Source organism: Methanolinea sp., from assembly GCA_016699325.1.
GTDB lineage: Archaea > Halobacteriota > Methanomicrobia > Methanomicrobiales > Methanospirillaceae > UBA9949.
In genome coordinates this window covers 629,948-645,143 of sequence record CP064971.1, presented here as the reverse complement: position 1 = coordinate 645,143, position 15,196 = coordinate 629,948, and the positions used below count along the sequence as shown (strand labels likewise).

Annotated in this window: 17 protein-coding genes; 6 read left to right on the top strand and 11 right to left on the bottom strand. The window is 57.4% G+C overall.

Going from position 1 to position 15,196, the window contains the following annotated elements; translation table 11 throughout:
* The 4 genes from IPI71_03300 to IPI71_03285 all read right to left on the bottom strand — a co-directional run bounded on the left by IPI71_03300 (nucleotide 1) and on the right by IPI71_03285 (nucleotide 4,195).
* Nucleotides 1-849 carry a tetrahydromethanopterin S-methyltransferase subunit C gene (locus tag IPI71_03300; protein QQR71547.1) on the bottom strand — a complete coding sequence of 283 codons (849 nt, stop codon included), beginning with the start codon at nucleotides 847-849 and terminating at the stop codon, nucleotides 1-3.
* A gap of 9 nt (nucleotides 850-858) precedes the next feature.
* On the bottom strand, nucleotides 859-1,695 hold the full coding sequence (locus tag IPI71_03295) for a tetrahydromethanopterin S-methyltransferase subunit D (GenBank protein QQR71546.1): 837 nt from the start codon (nucleotides 1,693-1,695) through the stop codon (nucleotides 859-861).
* On the bottom strand, nucleotides 1,692-2,591 hold the full coding sequence (locus IPI71_03290) for a tetrahydromethanopterin S-methyltransferase subunit E (protein QQR71545.1): 900 nt from the start codon (nucleotides 2,589-2,591) through the stop codon (nucleotides 1,692-1,694). The genes IPI71_03295 and IPI71_03290 overlap by 4 nt, the downstream gene beginning before the upstream one ends.
* Nucleotides 2,592-2,887: 296 nt before the next feature.
* On the bottom strand, nucleotides 2,888-4,195 hold the full coding sequence (locus tag IPI71_03285) for a TIGR04014 family B12-binding domain/radical SAM domain-containing protein (GenBank protein QQR71925.1): 1,308 nt from the start codon (nucleotides 4,193-4,195) through the stop codon (nucleotides 2,888-2,890).
* A 139-nt stretch (nucleotides 4,196-4,334) separates the two neighbouring features.
* Here IPI71_03285 and IPI71_03280 point away from each other — a divergent pair, with 139 nt between their 5' ends.
* From IPI71_03280 to IPI71_03255, 6 genes are all read left to right on the top strand, one after another.
* The gene (locus IPI71_03280; protein ID QQR71544.1) at nucleotides 4,335-4,670 is read left to right on the top strand and encodes a NifB/NifX family molybdenum-iron cluster-binding protein; all 336 of its coding nucleotides are present in this window, start codon (nucleotides 4,335-4,337) and stop codon (nucleotides 4,668-4,670) included.
* A 7-nt stretch (nucleotides 4,671-4,677) separates the two neighbouring features.
* The gene (locus IPI71_03275; protein ID QQR71543.1) at nucleotides 4,678-5,529 is read left to right on the top strand and encodes an ATP-binding protein; all 852 of its coding nucleotides are present in this window, start codon (nucleotides 4,678-4,680) and stop codon (nucleotides 5,527-5,529) included.
* Entirely contained in the window at nucleotides 5,526-6,389 is an 864-nt protein-coding gene (locus IPI71_03270) for an ATP-binding protein (protein ID QQR71542.1), read from the top strand. Before IPI71_03275 ends, IPI71_03270 begins: the two co-directional genes overlap by 4 nt.
* A 7-nt stretch (nucleotides 6,390-6,396) precedes the next feature.
* Nucleotides 6,397-6,813: a DUF134 domain-containing protein gene (locus IPI71_03265; protein QQR71541.1), complete on the top strand. Its 417-nt coding sequence runs from the start codon at nucleotides 6,397-6,399 to the stop codon at nucleotides 6,811-6,813.
* 83 nt (nucleotides 6,814-6,896) lie between these two features.
* Nucleotides 6,897-7,196 carry a DUF5320 domain-containing protein gene (locus IPI71_03260; GenBank protein ID QQR71540.1) on the top strand — a complete coding sequence of 100 codons (300 nt, stop codon included), beginning with the start codon at nucleotides 6,897-6,899 and terminating at the stop codon, nucleotides 7,194-7,196.
* Nucleotides 7,197-7,199: 3 nt separating this feature from the next.
* A complete protein-coding gene (locus IPI71_03255) occupies nucleotides 7,200-7,556 on the top strand; it encodes a dinitrogenase iron-molybdenum cofactor biosynthesis protein (GenBank protein ID QQR71539.1) in 357 nt (118 codons plus the stop codon).
* A 126-nt stretch (nucleotides 7,557-7,682) separates the two neighbouring features.
* Here the strand turns inward: IPI71_03255 and IPI71_03250 are convergent, their stop codons facing one another.
* The 7 genes from IPI71_03250 to IPI71_03220 all read right to left on the bottom strand — a co-directional run bounded on the left by IPI71_03250 (nucleotide 7,683) and on the right by IPI71_03220 (nucleotide 15,192).
* Nucleotides 7,683-8,834 carry a TIGR04083 family peptide-modifying radical SAM enzyme gene (locus tag IPI71_03250; GenBank protein QQR71538.1) on the bottom strand — a complete coding sequence of 384 codons (1,152 nt, stop codon included), beginning with the start codon at nucleotides 8,832-8,834 and terminating at the stop codon, nucleotides 7,683-7,685.
* 295 nt (nucleotides 8,835-9,129) lie between these two features.
* On the bottom strand, nucleotides 9,130-10,836 hold the full coding sequence (gene mcrA, locus IPI71_03245) for a coenzyme-B sulfoethylthiotransferase subunit alpha (GenBank protein ID QQR71537.1): 1,707 nt from the start codon (nucleotides 10,834-10,836) through the stop codon (nucleotides 9,130-9,132).
* Between the two features lie 5 nt (nucleotides 10,837-10,841).
* Nucleotides 10,842-11,606 (bottom strand): coenzyme-B sulfoethylthiotransferase subunit gamma, encoded by a 765-nt coding sequence (gene mcrG / locus IPI71_03240; GenBank protein ID QQR71536.1) that lies wholly within the window; start codon nucleotides 11,604-11,606, stop codon nucleotides 10,842-10,844.
* 4 nt (nucleotides 11,607-11,610) lie between these two features.
* Nucleotides 11,611-12,240 carry a methyl-coenzyme M reductase I operon protein C gene (gene mcrC, locus IPI71_03235; protein QQR71535.1) on the bottom strand — a complete coding sequence of 210 codons (630 nt, stop codon included), beginning with the start codon at nucleotides 12,238-12,240 and terminating at the stop codon, nucleotides 11,611-11,613.
* A 2-nt stretch (nucleotides 12,241-12,242) separates the two neighbouring features.
* The gene (gene mcrD, locus IPI71_03230) at nucleotides 12,243-12,713 is read right to left on the bottom strand and encodes a methyl-coenzyme M reductase operon protein D (protein QQR71534.1); all 471 of its coding nucleotides are present in this window, start codon (nucleotides 12,711-12,713) and stop codon (nucleotides 12,243-12,245) included.
* Nucleotides 12,714-12,729: 16 nt separating this feature from the next.
* A complete protein-coding gene (mcrB, locus tag IPI71_03225; GenBank protein QQR71533.1) occupies nucleotides 12,730-14,043 on the bottom strand; it encodes a coenzyme-B sulfoethylthiotransferase subunit beta in 1,314 nt (437 codons plus the stop codon).
* 348 nt (nucleotides 14,044-14,391) lie between these two features.
* Nucleotides 14,392-15,192, bottom strand: a complete 801-nt coding sequence (locus IPI71_03220; GenBank protein ID QQR71532.1) for a formylmethanofuran dehydrogenase subunit C — start codon at nucleotides 15,190-15,192, stop codon at nucleotides 14,392-14,394.
* Between the last annotated feature and the right edge of the window lie 4 nt (nucleotides 15,193-15,196).

The following is a 15,196-nucleotide window of genomic DNA, read 5'->3' as shown; positions in this document are numbered from 1 at the left end:
TTACAGTCCCTCCACTTCAGGTATCGGCTTGGCATCAAGCCAGGATGCTGCATCGCGCTTCGAGAGTTCGATATACTTGATGTATGTGTAATACCAGCCAACGACCGCGACGAACAGCGACACTAGTGCCGCACTCATGCCAACGAGGGGCATGGACATGACCGCAGCGGCAATCATGGAAAGGAATCCACATTCGGCTGCAAGGTAGAGCATCCGGTCCTGGGTCCAGCTGGGGCCGAGGCACGCATTGAACGGGTGCTGGATGGCGATACCACCGAGCATGAAGGCCGTGGCGATGAGTGCACCGCCGACGAACGAGGCTTCGTAGCTCGGAAGTGAGAGTCCGAGGATGCTGACGCTGCCGGTTGTAAGTCCCGAAAGCTCGAAGGATCCGCTCATCATGGCGGCGTAACCCATGAGCACCAGGGCCCCGATGATCGCCATTTCCACGAGGGACTGGATCATTACCGGGATCCTCATGTTCAGTACATTGTTGGACAGGTATCCGAGAATTGCCCCGATGACTGCTGCCAGGACTATGGCGATTATGGGTGCAACGATCCCGTATTTGGTCGCAAAAAGCATTGCAATGACACCTGAGCCGAATGCCATCATACCGGCAGACGGGACGCCCGTTCCAATACCGTAGCTGCACAGGTGCTTGATGGTGTGACTTCCCCAGACCAGGGCAGCGACAGTTGCCAGTCCTCCGAAGAATGCGAAGTACTGGGTGCCAGTGAGCACGTTGGCATAGGTGAGGTATACACAGATCACGGTGGCGATGAGGCCGGCGACCATGATCGTGTTGTGGGGAATGCCTCCCTCTATCTTTTCAACTTTTATTGCCATGTCAGCACCTCACAGCGCAACGATCATGATCGCGACCATCCCACAGACCGCGGAGGCGATTGCCGAAGCCACGATAGCACGGGGGAATCGCTTGAACTTGGGGTCATGGGGTCCTTCGATCGTACCGGTGATGTTATACGCAGCAAGCACCGCATTAACAAGGAACATCCCAATGGCGAAGATACCGGCGAGGGTGACGGCGATAGGGAAGACCTGTCCTGGCAGTGCGTTCATCATTCCGGGGAGCTCTTCCTTGTAAACACCAAGGAGCATTATGTAGATGAGCGTACCTCCGGCACCTCCAAAGAGGCCGCCAATGACACCGCCGATATAAGAGACGAACGGAAGCCCGTGTCCCTCAGTCCCCTGCGATTTGTATTCCGCCTGGGTATCCCCGGTAATCGGGTCTTTTGCAACCTTTCCTGATGCCGAGGGAATTCCCATGCCGAAGACGTAGATTACGTTCACGAACATGCAGGTGATGGCCATCATCAGGCCTCCCCCGATTGCACCGGTGATAGTTGCTACAACGATGCCGAGCTCAGCTGCCCAGGCACCGCCGAAGAGTCCGGCAAGCCCGGCTCCGGCCGCAAGCATTGCCACTCCGGTTGCGATACCGGGTGCCTGCCCCATTGCCGCGGGCGCACCGCCGACCGGCACGAAGTGCACCCCGAACCCGATGAAGATTCCGCCCACGATAATGCCGATCAGGGCCATTAACGCCATTCCGGAACCGACGAGGAAATAGGTCGCGGCGATGATGACGAGAAGAATGATGATACCGATGAAGGTCGCGGTCATGTCCATGGCGTCAGCGGCTGTCGGTTTTGCAGCGATCGCGGTCATGCGGATGCCCCCTCAGGCTTCGTATACGGGCCGAAGTTCTTCCGGGCCCAGACCTCGATGTACCGGTCGATCACCATGAATAGCAGGATCAGGATGATACCGACGATGATTGCACCCCAGCCTGCGCCGATCCCTTCGAAGATCACGGTTCGCCAGAGTTCGAAGAAGACGATCAGCCCGAAACAGATTCCTGATGCCGGGCCGCCAAGCTTTGCGGAGAACCAGCCGTTATCAAGAGAGTTCCTGTCACCAGCTTCGGCATACCTGACAATGTTACCGGAAGCAGCGATCGGGACCCCTGCACCGTACTTCTGGTTCTGATACTGCCGCTCCTTCCCATAGAACGGGTTCCCGGTTGCCGACCCTGCTGCACCGAGCGCGATACCCCAAACGATGCCGAGGAGCGGCAACGGGAACGGGTGGCCAAGCGCGGCGTTGATCAGGTGGCATAAGGTCACGGTGGTGAATATGGCGACAAAGGCATGTGCCATGGTCACCGTTGTCATCGACTTCAGGATATCGATGTATACCGGCTGTCCGAATTTAGCGAGACTTGCAATTCTCCCCAGGTATGCGGTGGTAGCATAGATTCCCTGGATGAAGACGGCGATGGTACTTCCGAGAATGAGTGCAAGTATCGGGTTAATCTGCATTGCCATAAAGGCCCAGGCAAGCCCGGCGCCAAGGGCAATCCACAGCCCATATGCCGGCGGTTCACCGGCAATGGCTTTATTGAAGATCCGGTGCAAATATCCCATCTGCGGAGCTAGCTGAACCTGGGAGTTCGGGTCACCCTGTGATCCGATATCAGATTCAGTGTTCTCGGCAGCACCGGCAACGGTGGCAAGTGCCCCTGCCAAAGCAGTTATTCCAATGCCAAATACAATACTTTCCATTTAGCCTCCTCCCTGCGTGCTGAATAGTGCACGAGAGTGTTCATCATGCATTGCCACTCACAACGAGTACAAACCCTTTGTGGTTCAGGAAACAGTTGCGCCGGTAATAAGTTAAAGGTTTCGAAATTTTTGCTTATATACCGGTTTTTTGCGTTTTAATCCCAAAACGGCGGGTTTTCCAGCGATTTTTAACTCATTCACAGTTGACTTAAATAAAGCATGCTTGTTTAAAAGTCAACCAGGCTTTTCATAGCAGAAAAGCGGAGGTCCAGTGGAACGGGAGCAAACCCGTCCATTCACTTCCCATGATATTTCTCGAGAACGTCGTACACCGATCGGATTTCCCTTCCCTGTTTTCGCCCTTCTGCAAGGAAGGTATCGTAATGGGGGCCGGACACCAGGAGAGGCCGGGTGCGGAACATTGCTCCGTGAAGGGAGAGGTCAAAGAAGCGGGCTTCGGCTTCGGTGAGGTGCAACGGGCGGTATTCACCGGTGTGGGGAATAAAAAGCGGGTTTGCCTCCCGCGGTGTCCTGAGAGCAAGAGATGAGAGCGGGGTCGAAGGGAGTGGCTCTGCGATGGAAACAAAGAGGTCATCGAGAATATGCTCAGCGATAAACGTTTTTGTCAGCTCGTGATCACCAGGCTCTTCGCTCGGATAGCCGACGATGAAGCTCCCGGCAACCGCGAGCCGGTGCTGCCGGCATGCCGCGATCGCGTCGGCGACCTGGGAGCTGTTCACCCCCTTTCCCATCTGGGCCAGGACCCGATCGCTCCCGGACTCGATGCCGAAGAAGACCCATCCGATGGTGTATTTCCGGATGGCATCGAGTATCTCGTCACTGATACAGTCGACCCTGATGTCGGGAGCTGAGACATTCCGCGGTCCCATTATCTCTGCCATTCCCGACAGGAGGTCAACAAAGGACCCGGGATCCATCTTTCCGTCCCGGTACTGGTAGAGGGAACCGGTACCGCCGGAGATAGAGATCCTCCGGGCACCCTTCTCTCGGAAGGCCCGGACTTCAGCAAGGATGTCGCCGATCTCCCGGCTCCGGATGGATCTCCCGAAGAACCGGGGCACCTGGCAGAAACTACAGGCCCCGAGGCATCCCCGGTGCGTCTCGATGTAGACATTCGCACCCCGTATGTCCTGGGATCCGATATCATCAGGAATGAGCGGGAGCGGTCGCTCGAGTGTTGACGGGGTAACGGGCGGGTTGATGATTACCTCGCCGTCCCGGACATAGGCAGTCCCGGGAATAGTGCCAGGTGACCCCTGGGTAAGGAGTGAGATGACGACCTCTTCCCCCTCACCGATGACTACGGCATCGGGGGCAAGTTCTCCGAGGACCATTCCAGGGGCTGCCGAGACCGGCCCGCCGACATAGCATTTCGTTCCCGACCGGTGTGCCCGGGAAATAAAGTCCCGGATTTTCGGATCGAGCAGGTGCTGGGTAGAGTAGAGACTAAGAAATACAACTTGGGACGGGTCCGCAGAAAAGTCCCGGTGGAGGGTGACCGAGGCACCGGCCGACCTGAGGAGCCCCCCGATTACCATGGCACCATAGGTATAGAATCCCGGGGAGATGACCTGGACCTGCATTCGCACTGTACCCATACGCTTGAGAGAAATATTAAACTCCTGATTATCCGATACTCTCTGGCACGAATCGGTATCCTGTCCTGATGCCGGGACGGGAGTGTTCATTATACGCATATGAGAAATAATTAAGGGAAGAACCATGCGAATCTGTATTCCATCCAAGGGACCTGAACCCGGAGACCTGGTCGACGAACGGTTCGGGCGTGCACCGTATTATGTGATCTTCGATGCGGAAAGCGGGACGACCGAATCGTATAAGAACCCCGCTGCCGAGGGCATGGGGGGGGTCGGGCCCCGGGCTGCGCAGTTCCTACTCGATAAGAATGTACAGGTGCTCGTCACTGCACGGATCGGTGGAAATGCCCTTGGGGCACTGAAGGCCGGAGGGATCACCATCCTCCTCTACGATCAGGCAGGAAGCACGGTCAGGGACGCCATCGCCGCATACAAGAGCGGAGGGCTGAAGGAACAATAGGCGGTTCATGATAATTACTGTTGCAAGCGGAAAAGGGGGAACCGGGAAGAGCATGGTTGCCGCCAACCTTGCCTGGTCTCTTGCCGCTTCAGACCCGGTAACGCTCGTTGACTGTGACGTCGAAGAGCCGAACCTGCACCTCTTTTTCCCGGAAGCCCGGGCGGTAGTGACTCCGGTGACGATCATGGTTCCGGATGTCGATCCGGACCGTTGCACGCTCTGTGGTGACTGTGCCAGGTTCTGTGCGTTCGGGGCGCTTGTTGCGGCAAAGGACCGGGTACTTTTCTTCCCTGAACACTGCCATTCCTGCGGAGGGTGCACCATCGCCTGCCCCGTGGGAGCGATCGCGGAGATCCCCCGTCCGATTGGGACCGTTACGGAACGAGCAATTACCACCTCATTCAGGCTGGTGACCGGCACGCTCAATGAAGGTGAAGTGCTGGCAGTGAAGGTGATACAGAAAGCAAAAGACGCTGCAGGGAGTGCTGCGTGGGTCATTCTCGATGCCTCTCCAGGGACATCCTGCCCCGTAGTAGAAACCCTCCAGGGGTCGGATGTCTGCATCCTTGTTACCGAATCAACTCCTTTTGGTCTCCACGATCTCGCGCTTGCATATGACGTGACCTCGCAGATGGGAATTCCGTCAGGAGTGGTTATCAACCGGAGCGATGGGAAGGACGAAGCGGCACTACGGTTCTGTAAAGAGAAGAAGATCCCGGTGCTCGCGGTTATCCCGTTCGAACGAAAGATAGCCGAGATCCAGGGTTCCGGAGACCTCATATCCCGCAGGGATCCTGTATGGAAAGAGCGGTTCCGTGCAATCGGCGGGGCATGCAGGGCGCTTTGGGAGGGGGCATGATCCGGTTCGCGGTGGTCAGCGGAAAGGGGGGGACCGGAAAGACGGTGGTTACCGGGGCGATTGCCCAGATATGCATCCGTTCGCGGGTCATGGTCGACTGCGACGTTGATGCCGCAAACCTCGAGTTGCTCCTGAATCCCCAGATCCTCGAACGAAAGGATTTTTACGGGATGGAAGCGGCGTGCATAGATCCCGGTATCTGCACGGCATGCGGGATCTGCAGCGATGCCTGCCGGTTCGATGCAATCTCGATGGTCAACGGGACATTCAGCGTTGATCCCGGCCGGTGTGAGGGCTGCCGGGTCTGCAGGCTGGTCTGTCCTTCCGGGGCGGTCAGCATGCAGCCCCGCATCGTTGGTGAGATCTTCTATTCACAGACTTCCTACGGGAACCTAGTGCATGCCCGGCTCGCACCCGGAGCCGCGAACTCAGGGCTCCTCGTATCGGATATCAAAAAAATGGCGCTTTCCCGAAATAACGACTGCGACTTGATGCTCATCGACGGCCCACCGGGGATCGGGTGCCCGCTTATCGCGACTATCACCGGGACCGATCACGTGATGGTGGTGACCGAACCGAGCGTTTTAGGGCTCCACGATCTCGAACGGGTGGTCCGGGTCAGCCGTAGTCTCAGGACGCAGGTATCGGTGGTTATCAACAAGTCCGACCTCAATTCCCGGATATCGGGAGAGATCAGGGACTATTGCAGGAAAAAGGAACTGGTGTTCAGGGGAGAGATACCCTATGATGAAGCCGTCATGGAAGCGGTACGGATGGGACGGCCGGTAACCGAGTACGATGTTCCGGCATCGGAAGCAATTAGGTGTATCTGGGATAATATATCCCAGGAGCTTTGGTAGCCGAATCATGCATGAACGAGGACCGGAAGGAGCAAGACGGCGAGGCCGCCCACGGGTGCAGCGACGTATTGATCCCTGTGGACCACTCCGCTGCTATGCACCGCAGTGCAACACCCCTTCATTTGAAGAAACCGTTGTAATTCTCCCTGAGGAGCTAGAACTCCTGAAACTTGTCGATCTGAACGGTCTTGCGCAGGAAGAGGCAAGTGCCGTCATGGGGGTCTCCCGGAGAACGATCTGGAAAGACCTCCACGAAGCCCGCAAGAAGGTGGCCGATGCGCTCATCCACGGCAAACGAATCGAGATTGGCAGGTGTGAGCGACGGATTGAGGGTAACTGCCCGCAGGATACCGCGCTCTCCATGGTGCCTGGCGACTGGCTCTGCCGCCGCCGTCACCGGCAGGGAGAATGGGGTAATCGATAGTTCAGACGTGCCGAATACATCATCTTTATATATTTTCACTCATATGAGTAATTAAGGCACCAATGTGCCAGGTGTTGAACACAATGCCAGGATTTGATAGAACCGGCCCCCTGGGACGGGGGCCCATGACCGGGTGGGGCCGGGGCTGGTGTGCAACCGGCCGCCTGCCCGTGCCGCAACAGGGGACGACCCCCCAGGCGGCTGGTACAGAACCTCAGGAACAGGCTCCCGATCAGTCACAGCTCCCTCCTGCATGGCCTGCATGGGGACCCGGACCGGCCGTCTACGGAAGAGGCCGCGGTGGTATCCCCTGGGGATGCGGAAGAGGATTTGGCGGCGGCAGGCGTGGCGGAAGGTTCGGGGGATGGTGCTGGAGATACTGATCCATGGACGGCAAGGTTGAACCGGCAATAAAGCGGATCGCCATCGCAGCTGATGGATCCGGTGTTTCCTCACACTTCGGCCACTGCGAGAGGTACGTAATCTACCATATCAGGGGCCAGGAGATCGTACAACAGGAATATATCATCAGTCCCGGGCACGAGCCGGGAAAACTCCCCCGGATGCTGGCCTCATGCGGGATAACGCATGTTCTTGCCGGCGGCATGGGAATGAAAGCGGTACGGCTCTTCGAAGAGCAGGGTATCGGCGTCATTCTCGGAATACAGGGCTCGGTGGACGAGGTCGCACTCTGCTTTGCACAAGATAGGATTGTGCCGGGCGAGAGCATGTGCGACCACTAACCACGGTATCTTTTTCGTTGCTGTTCTTCCCGGAGAGGTGACCTGATTCACACGGTCGCGAGCCGGGTGTGGCAGGGATTCGCGATCTGATGGACCAGGAAAAAGAATAATCGGGGAAGCGCCTTTCTACCTGCTTACCATTCGCTGCATCAGCGACATTATCCCGGGCTTTTTCGGCATTCGCGGTCCTGATGCCGGCATTTCCAGGCCAGGCCCTTCCTGCATCTCCCGGTCGAGCCGCTCAGTTATCTCGTCAAATATCCTCCTGTACGCGACGCAGTGGGGATCGACCCCGGCAATCTCGCCGCCTGTCGGGACCATGGCATTGTAGGGGCAACCTCCCCTGCAGTAACGGATATGCCTGCACTCCCTGCAGTGTTCGTCGACAAAGGTTTTAAACCGGTCCATGCGCTTCCAGGCATCGGAGCCGGCGAGGTCTTCTCGCGAGGGGTGATCGTACACCAGGCCCATCACCCACTCCGGCATCCCGACATACCGGTAGCACGGGTAAATACTTCCATCGGGGCCAACCGCGAACGTGGTGCCCATGCAGTCGGCAAAGGTGCAGACCGTGCCGTGGCGGACGAGCACGCATTTGACCAGGTCGCTGATGTTCATGATCTCGATCCCGTTTGGGTGCTCAAGAGACTGGTCCAGCAGGTACACGAGCAGCTCACCATATTCACCGGGATCGAGGGTATAGGGTTCCGGGTTGCTGTTTCGCAGGGAAGGGAGCGCAGGGTGGAGCTTGAGGGTGTACCCCCTGCTGTTGAAAAAATGGTAGATCTCTTCCCGCGACTGTGCCGATTGTGCAGTGAAGGTGCAGATAAAGCTCACCCGGAGACCATGGGCCTTTGCAATCTCGTAGCCCTTCATGGTCTTTTCAAAGTACCCTTCTCCGCGCTGCATGTCGTTTATTTCAGGAGGGCCGTCGATGCTTGTTCCGATGGGGACATGGTACTTTGCAAAGATATCTGCTATTTCCGGGGTCATCAACCAGAGGTTGGTCTGGATGGCGAATTCCGGCTTCATCCCGGGTAGGCCCGCAGACAGGAGCGGTAAAGCCTGCCGGTAAAACTCTGCACCGGCAAGCAATGGCTCTCCGCCATGAAACGTGAAGGTGACTCTTTTATCGGGAAACTCCCGGAGCCATTCGATGACCTCCCCAACCACCTCGATGTCCATGACAGGGGACCCCGGCTCCGAGCTCCAGCAGTACCGGCACCGGGCCGGGCATCCCAGGGTCGGGATGAGCATCACGTGGAAGGGGTTCTTCATGCTCAATCTATCTGTTCCACCTCCACCGGCATTATGGCTTCCGATTCAGGCATAAGTGCCGTCGGTCAGACATTCCTTTCATTTCTTTCTTCGGCCATCCGGTGAAAGGATGTGGGATTAGAAAAGTAAAACCGCCCTATCGCGCCGGGGGACGCCACAGCGGCGGAGGGATCCTGGGGGCGAAACCGCGAGGAGCGTCGCTGAGTGTTCTATGTGCATAGCACCCATTGCATACATGCAAAAAATCGGAAAAATACCCCGTAATTGTTGAAAAAAAGTAGGTGGTTTTCCCGGGTCACCTGGCCGGGATGATCAGAGAGCGCTCTCCGGCGGGCATGAACTCGCGGATGGCACCCTTTGCGAACTCGCGCCTGGGCTCGGCGAAGTCGAACTTGAGCGAGGGGTCGGCGAAGGCGATCTTGATCAGCGGGTTGAGCGACCAGGCATCTCCGCGTCCGTAGTGAGCACCACCGACGATAGCGGCGTACTCTCCCTGGTGTCCGACGTTCATGGCGTAGTTCGGATAGTTCGGTCCACGGAACTCTCCGATTGCACCCTCGTCCGGCCTGACAGCGAGCGAGTTTGCGGAACCGCACTGGTCCTGCAGGTCGTAGCCGAAGAACCCGAGCCGTGACCAGCCTTCCTTGTGCATGAGCATGCACAGGTACCAGCCGTTCAGACCGGCATTGGAGTTCCCGGTGGCGATCGAACAGGTCAGACCGCAGGCAGCGGCGAGCACACCGGCACGCTGGGAACCGCCGAAGTGGTCCTCCATGAGGGTCGGGTACTGCTCGTACTGTTCCATGCCGTTCAGGGCGACCTCGGTGGCCATGTCGTTGACGACCTCCTGGGTTGCCTTGACCTTGTCCTTCTCGTTCGGGTTCTGCCAGTCGACTTTGTACTTCTGCTTGATGTAGTCCATCCCGTAGTAGGTGTACTCATCAAGGATGTTGTCCGTGTAGGCAGCGGTTGCGTACTGGGTGAACCCGACACCGCCGGACATGTAGGACCCAAGCCAGATCTGGTCAAACAGCATGACTCCGGCTCCGACGACCTCGAGCGAGGCCCGGGCAGGGTCGTGCGGGTACTTCCTGTCTCCCTGGATCATGTCGGCGAAGTGTCCGAACTTGATGCCTCCCGGTTCGTTCGGGCCACGGGCACGGCGGGCGGGCAGGATGTCTGCCATCTGGATAACCCCGGCGTGCTTTGCAGCGAATGCCAGGTCGGCGACGGCGGCCTCACCGGCGCACATGCGGTAGGCACCGATGAAGGACATACCGATCTGCATCGCAGACCAGCGCGAGGTGGTTCCACCATCGCAGGTTCTTGAGACGATGGTCGGGATGTGGATGGCCTGCCAGAGTGCCTTGCCGACAGATGCCTTGAGCTGGGCAGCCTGCTTGGCCGGGAAGAGCTTGTCGATGTTGATCACGAACTGGGGCTCGAGCGAGTCCATCATCTCCTCGTCACCGGTGAATGCCTTGACGTAACAGTCATCGACCAGGCCGGGGTGGGTCTCGACCATGTGCTCCTGGACCACTGCTGCACCGGGCATGGCGTGGTTGAGCACGTGGAGGTACTCGTTGATGGTCTCGGGGGTCACTTCCTTGCCCAGACGCTTCTGCAGGGTCTGGTGGGCAAGGTCCATGTTGACGATGATGGTCCTCCTGATGTCGTCCCAGAACTGCTGCATGGCAGCATTGTTGACGAAGTGGAGGTCGTCACCCTCAACGAACACGCCGGATCTCGAGACCTCGTAGGTCATCAGCTGGCGCTGTCCGAGCGGGATACCACCCAGGTGGCAGCGGACGGGGTCGTACATGGAGATGCCACGTGACATCGCCATCTTCTTCCCCGCCTCGACGAACTCCATCTTCCTCGGGGACTGCTTCAGGCCCGCGCGGGCATAGAGCACGTTCGTGGACTGGGGGTCTTCGGCGAACTTCTCCTTCAGGGATGCCAGGAACATCTTCTGGGTTCTCTCGATTTTTGCTTTTGCCATATCAATCACTCCTCCGGCATGAATCCATACTTCGTCCTCAGCGTGTGGATGCGCTGGACCCATTCGATGGTTTCAGCATCGTCACGGTAGGCAACGCCGCCGAGCGAGTGGTAGATGGTGGTGTGCGCCTTGAGCCACTTATCATCCTGCGGCTTGCCGGCCTTGACTTCCTTGTCGAGGGGCTCGCCGATCTGGTTCTTGACGTACTTGACCATGTTGGCCTTCTTGTCGAGGACACACCTCTGGAGCATGTCGAACATCATCCCGTCCTCAGCCAGACGGAGCGAGTGCCCGTGCACGGTCGCACCGCGGATGCCGGTGCGTGCCGGGTCGAAGAGCTCGGTGTTGACCAGTTCCTTGGCGTACTTCTCGAGGTCACGCTCGCGGCACTCCACGATCTGACGTCCGGACAGGGTCCCCGGGTCTATTCCGCGGAAGCGGTAGGACTCGAGGTACGACCTCTCGTACGGGTGGGTGGGCGCAAAGAACATAGAGTCGGTGAACTGGATGTATCTGATACGGTCACCGTGCTTGGCACCATCGGTCGGGGTGACCATCTTCCGGATCGGGCAGTCGGGCTCCTGCTGCTCTGCGAGCGGCGGGTGGGCGGTCGGGTATGCTGCACCAGGCGCCCGGTGTCCCATGAGCAGGACGATGTCCTCGTCCGACAGGTCACGCATCTTCTCCAGCTTATAGCCCGGGTTCATGTACTTGCGCCGGTTCTCGGCGACAACGGTGGATCCGGGCCCAAACTGTGGTTTGTATGCCATTTTTTTATCTCTCCTGTGTTTTGATCAGTCTCATCACTGCGCGAATGACTTCCGCCATCTTCTCCCGGGTCGGCGTCTGTCCCCGGGTGACACCGCTGACGATGGCCATCACAGTCCCCTTCGTCTTTACCTTGTCGGGGGGTGGCATCACCAGGGCGGTTTTCACTCCTTCTTTCGCAAAATCCTCAAAATCGACCGGGGCCTGGGACACCACCACTGCCATCACGTCGCACCGCTCGAGTATGTAGCGCACCTTGTGCACAACATGGGAACGGACGTTTCCGTGGTGGAGGATGGCGACCCGGTGTTTCTCGATCTGCTGTATCTCTTTCTCCGTGAGGCCAAAGTATGCGCCGAGGACGGCACCGCCGATATTGGTTGCATCGGGGGGTACACCGCTTCCTGCGTTCAGGACCAGGGTGCTGATAGAGTACTCGACCCCCTGTTGCCGGAGCGCCGAAGTGATATCGCACACGGGCTTGGTGACGTGTCGGCGTCCAGGGGACATGCCGACCACTATGACATCGGGGTATCGGCATTCCGAGATGGTTCCCCTCTGGGCGATCCCACCGCCCTTTCCCATTCCCATTGCCTCCCGGCAATCAACGACCTGAGTGACGCGCCCCATCGGCATAACTACTTGGTTCCCTGGATGATGATCGGACCGGACCTGCTTCCCGGGTCGGTGATTCCAATGATGGCTTTATCGGCATCAGGCCCGTATTTCGCATAGTCCACGATCGTCGGCTCGGTCTTCATGAACCTGCCTTCCTTAAGGGAGTAACTCATTGTGGTGAACGCCTCATCGCACGCTGCCTTGATCTTTGGGATATACTCCTCACTCTCAAGCTCAAGCAGTATGGTGCCGACGTGCACTTCGAGTTCCACCTCCTGTCCGCCCAACGATATGGTCTTTCGCATGGTATGGGGGTTCACGACCCCGCGTGCCGGACCATAGGGGATGCTGGGTGGGATCCGGGGTCCGTTCAACACGACCCTCCTTATCCCCCCCACTGCAAGGATCAGGTTCATCACCCGTTCCGTGGTCTCCGGGTTCATCAGCCGTTCGGAGACGATCCTGACTTGAGGATATGTGGCGTATGTCATTCTATCCAAACTTGCTTCAGACACCTTTGGCTACAGCCTGCAGGGGCTTCTTGAACTCATCGACCTGTCCGAAGGTGTCCTGGTAGATCTTCGAGGTCTGCTCAGGGCCAAACATCTGGGTTCCGGCATCAAGCGAGCATGCAACACACACGCACGGGATACCAACACCGGCAGCGTGCCGGGTGACCACGTGGTTGCCGTTGAAGACTCCCGGCCCGCCGCCACCGTAGATAGAGTGGCTGAAGAACGAGAATCCGACCGCGACTCCCATCACACGGCCGTAGTCACAGCCAGGCAGCCCGGTCTCGTGCTCGAGCAGGTCGTTGAAGTAGAGCAGGGTCGATGAGACTGCCTGGGCAAACCGCCCGGCGCCACAGTTGACCATGGTTGCGGCCATGGTTCCGGCTGCAGCGTAAGCGTTCCAGAGCATCGGGTCCTTCGTCTCGTAGAAGATATACCCGCTCTTGCCCTTCTTGCCGGCCTTGATGACCTTGTCCTCGACAGCCCGCTCGACGATGCTGTGGACAACGGTACCGATGGTCCCGGTCTTGCCGTTTTGCTTGACCACATCGTAGACCATGTTGTTGGCGTTCAGACCCTGGTAGGCGAGAAGGAGCAGCTGGGCACGCTCGAAGGGTCCGATGGCCATTCCCATCTCGAACTCGCCGGACTGCTCAAAGATCGCGGAGAGGGCAGCGGTCTGCATGGCGTTGCGGTGGGTCATCATGGCCACGTGGTTGGCCGGGATGTTCCTCAGCGCATAGCCAAGACCCTCGTTGTTCTGGGGAATGGACAGGATCGAGACGATATTGCCGCCCTGCATGTCCATGGTGTGGGGGTAACCACCCCATATTGCAGACTTGACGTAGGAGGCATCATACATGCCGATCTTGTACTGGTCAAGAATCGCATAGGTAGTTGCCGAGGCCACGGCAGTCGATGCAGCATCGTATGTCGCTGCTGCCTTCAGGCGGGCGCTGGGCACTTCGACGAGCAGCATCTTGCCGCCGCCTACCTTGGTGACCTTGGTATCATCCTTGTCCTCGACGCTGACCATCTTCGCGATCTTGTCGGAAATGGCGTCGACGTCCTTGACGCAGTCACACTTGATCTTGTATCCCAGGATCTGGTTGTTCTTGCCGCCCATTGCACCGGTCTTGAGGGCGTTGTCGATCCCTGCAAGGTTGACCGCAACGGTCCTCTTGGTGAGGTCAATGACCTTCCCAATCCCGGCGTTCTTCAGCGGGCTGATCTTGTCCAGCGCAACACCACTTTTAAGCAGCTTGCCCTGATCGTCATAAAGGTCAACGGTATCTTTGTATTTTGCCATAATAATCCTCGTTGAATCGTTATTAACCACAATACATTCCAATCACTGAATGATGAGCCAAGCTATCTGGTTGGCTGATGATAGATGCCAGTCACTATTGCACGTCCCCTCACGGGACAATCATCTATACTTACTCTCCCGATATAAGATTTCTGCTTTGCAACAGAAAAATTCGTTATATATAAATATCGGAATAATAACAAAAATGAGGAGAATGTTCTTATATAACATATGTTTATGTTCTTTTGAATGTTTATTATGCTATGAGGGTTATTCCTCGTAATACTAAATCAGTTCTGATCTTAAAAAGAATATTAAAGAGCGGTGCGCTCATCATTTAAAAATGGATTAGATCTTCTGGTACAATTTCCCGTATACGATCTGACCTTTACGCTTGGGATGGCGTTCACCAAGATCGCCGTGGAAGAGTGAGAAGAGCCCCTTGTATCCATCGACTTCCAGTTCTTCGTCCTTCACGTACTTGAACCCCGGCATCATCACATCGATGGCCCCAAAGACGTAAATCGTTCCCTCCACCATCTGTCCCCCCACCTTGCTCGGAGCGTTTCCCTTGATGATGATGGTGCCGCCCTCCATGTGGGTGCCAACATGGACGTCCGTACTGCCTTCAACGATGATGGTACCACCGTTCATGAAGTAACCGGTGTCGGACCCGGCATTGCCCTTGACCCGGATGGTGCCGCCCTGCATCCCCCGCCAGTCACCGCGGTACGCGGCGCCCAGGTAGTTGCCGGTATCACCTTCAACGACCAGCTCGCCGCCTTTCATGCCGATACCGGTGAAAGCATTGGTACTGCCCCTGACCAAGAGCTTTCCACCCTGCATCCAGGCGCCTGTATACATGTCGGGACTTTTTTCTATGACGACTTCCCCTGCCGTCATCTTCATGCCGATGTACTTGATCCGGGAGACATCCCCTTTTACAACTATCCTGGTACCTGCCGCAGTGGCCCCAGCGTTCCCGGACACTTCAAAGTACTTGCCGATTGTGGTCTGCTCCCGGCCTTCGTAGGCATGCAGCGCCGCTATCTCGGCAGCCGTTTTCCCGGCAAAGACATCCGGAGAGATGTTGTCCGCTTCGAGGAAGAGTACCGGCTGGGTCTTTATGGTAAGTGTTACCGTTTCCATCTCT

Bases quoted from the DNA above. Each gene is read 5' to 3' on its own strand.
- IPI71_03250 (QQR71538.1), bottom strand. From the start codon at position 8,834: ATGAAGAACCCCTTCCACGTGATGCTCATCCCGACCCTGGGATGCCCG.
- IPI71_03255 (QQR71539.1), top strand. From the start codon at position 7,200: ATGGACGGCAAGGTTGAACCGGCAATAAAGCGGATCGCCATCGCAGCT.
- IPI71_03270 (QQR71542.1), top strand. From the start codon at position 5,526: ATGATCCGGTTCGCGGTGGTCAGCGGAAAGGGGGGGACCGGAAAGACG.
- mcrB (QQR71533.1), bottom strand. From the start codon at position 14,043: ATGGCAAAATACAAAGATACCGTTGACCTTTATGACGATCAGGGCAAG.
- mcrC (QQR71535.1), bottom strand. From the start codon at position 12,240: ATGCCGATGGGGCGCGTCACTCAGGTCGTTGATTGCCGGGAGGCAATG.
- IPI71_03290 (QQR71545.1), bottom strand. From the start codon at position 2,591: ATGGAAAGTATTGTATTTGGCATTGGAATAACTGCTTTGGCAGGGGCA.
- IPI71_03220 (QQR71532.1), bottom strand. From the start codon at position 15,192: ATGGAAACGGTAACACTTACCATAAAGACCCAGCCGGTACTCTTCCTC.
- IPI71_03285 (QQR71925.1), bottom strand. From the start codon at position 4,195: ATGCAGGTCCAGGTCATCTCCCCGGGATTCTATACCTATGGTGCCATG.
- mcrD (QQR71534.1), bottom strand. From the start codon at position 12,713: ATGACATACGCCACATATCCTCAAGTCAGGATCGTCTCCGAACGGCTG.
- mcrG (QQR71536.1), bottom strand. From the start codon at position 11,606: ATGGCATACAAACCACAGTTTGGGCCCGGATCCACCGTTGTCGCCGAG.
- IPI71_03295 (QQR71546.1), bottom strand. From the start codon at position 1,695: ATGACCGCGATCGCTGCAAAACCGACAGCCGCTGACGCCATGGACATG.
- mcrA (QQR71537.1), bottom strand. From the start codon at position 10,836: ATGGCAAAAGCAAAAATCGAGAGAACCCAGAAGATGTTCCTGGCATCC.
- IPI71_03280 (QQR71544.1), top strand. From the start codon at position 4,335: ATGCGAATCTGTATTCCATCCAAGGGACCTGAACCCGGAGACCTGGTC.
- IPI71_03275 (QQR71543.1), top strand. From the start codon at position 4,678: ATGATAATTACTGTTGCAAGCGGAAAAGGGGGAACCGGGAAGAGCATG.
- IPI71_03260 (QQR71540.1), top strand. From the start codon at position 6,897: ATGCCAGGATTTGATAGAACCGGCCCCCTGGGACGGGGGCCCATGACC.
- IPI71_03300 (QQR71547.1), bottom strand. From the start codon at position 849: ATGGCAATAAAAGTTGAAAAGATAGAGGGAGGCATTCCCCACAACACG.
- IPI71_03265 (QQR71541.1), top strand. From the start codon at position 6,397: ATGCATGAACGAGGACCGGAAGGAGCAAGACGGCGAGGCCGCCCACGG.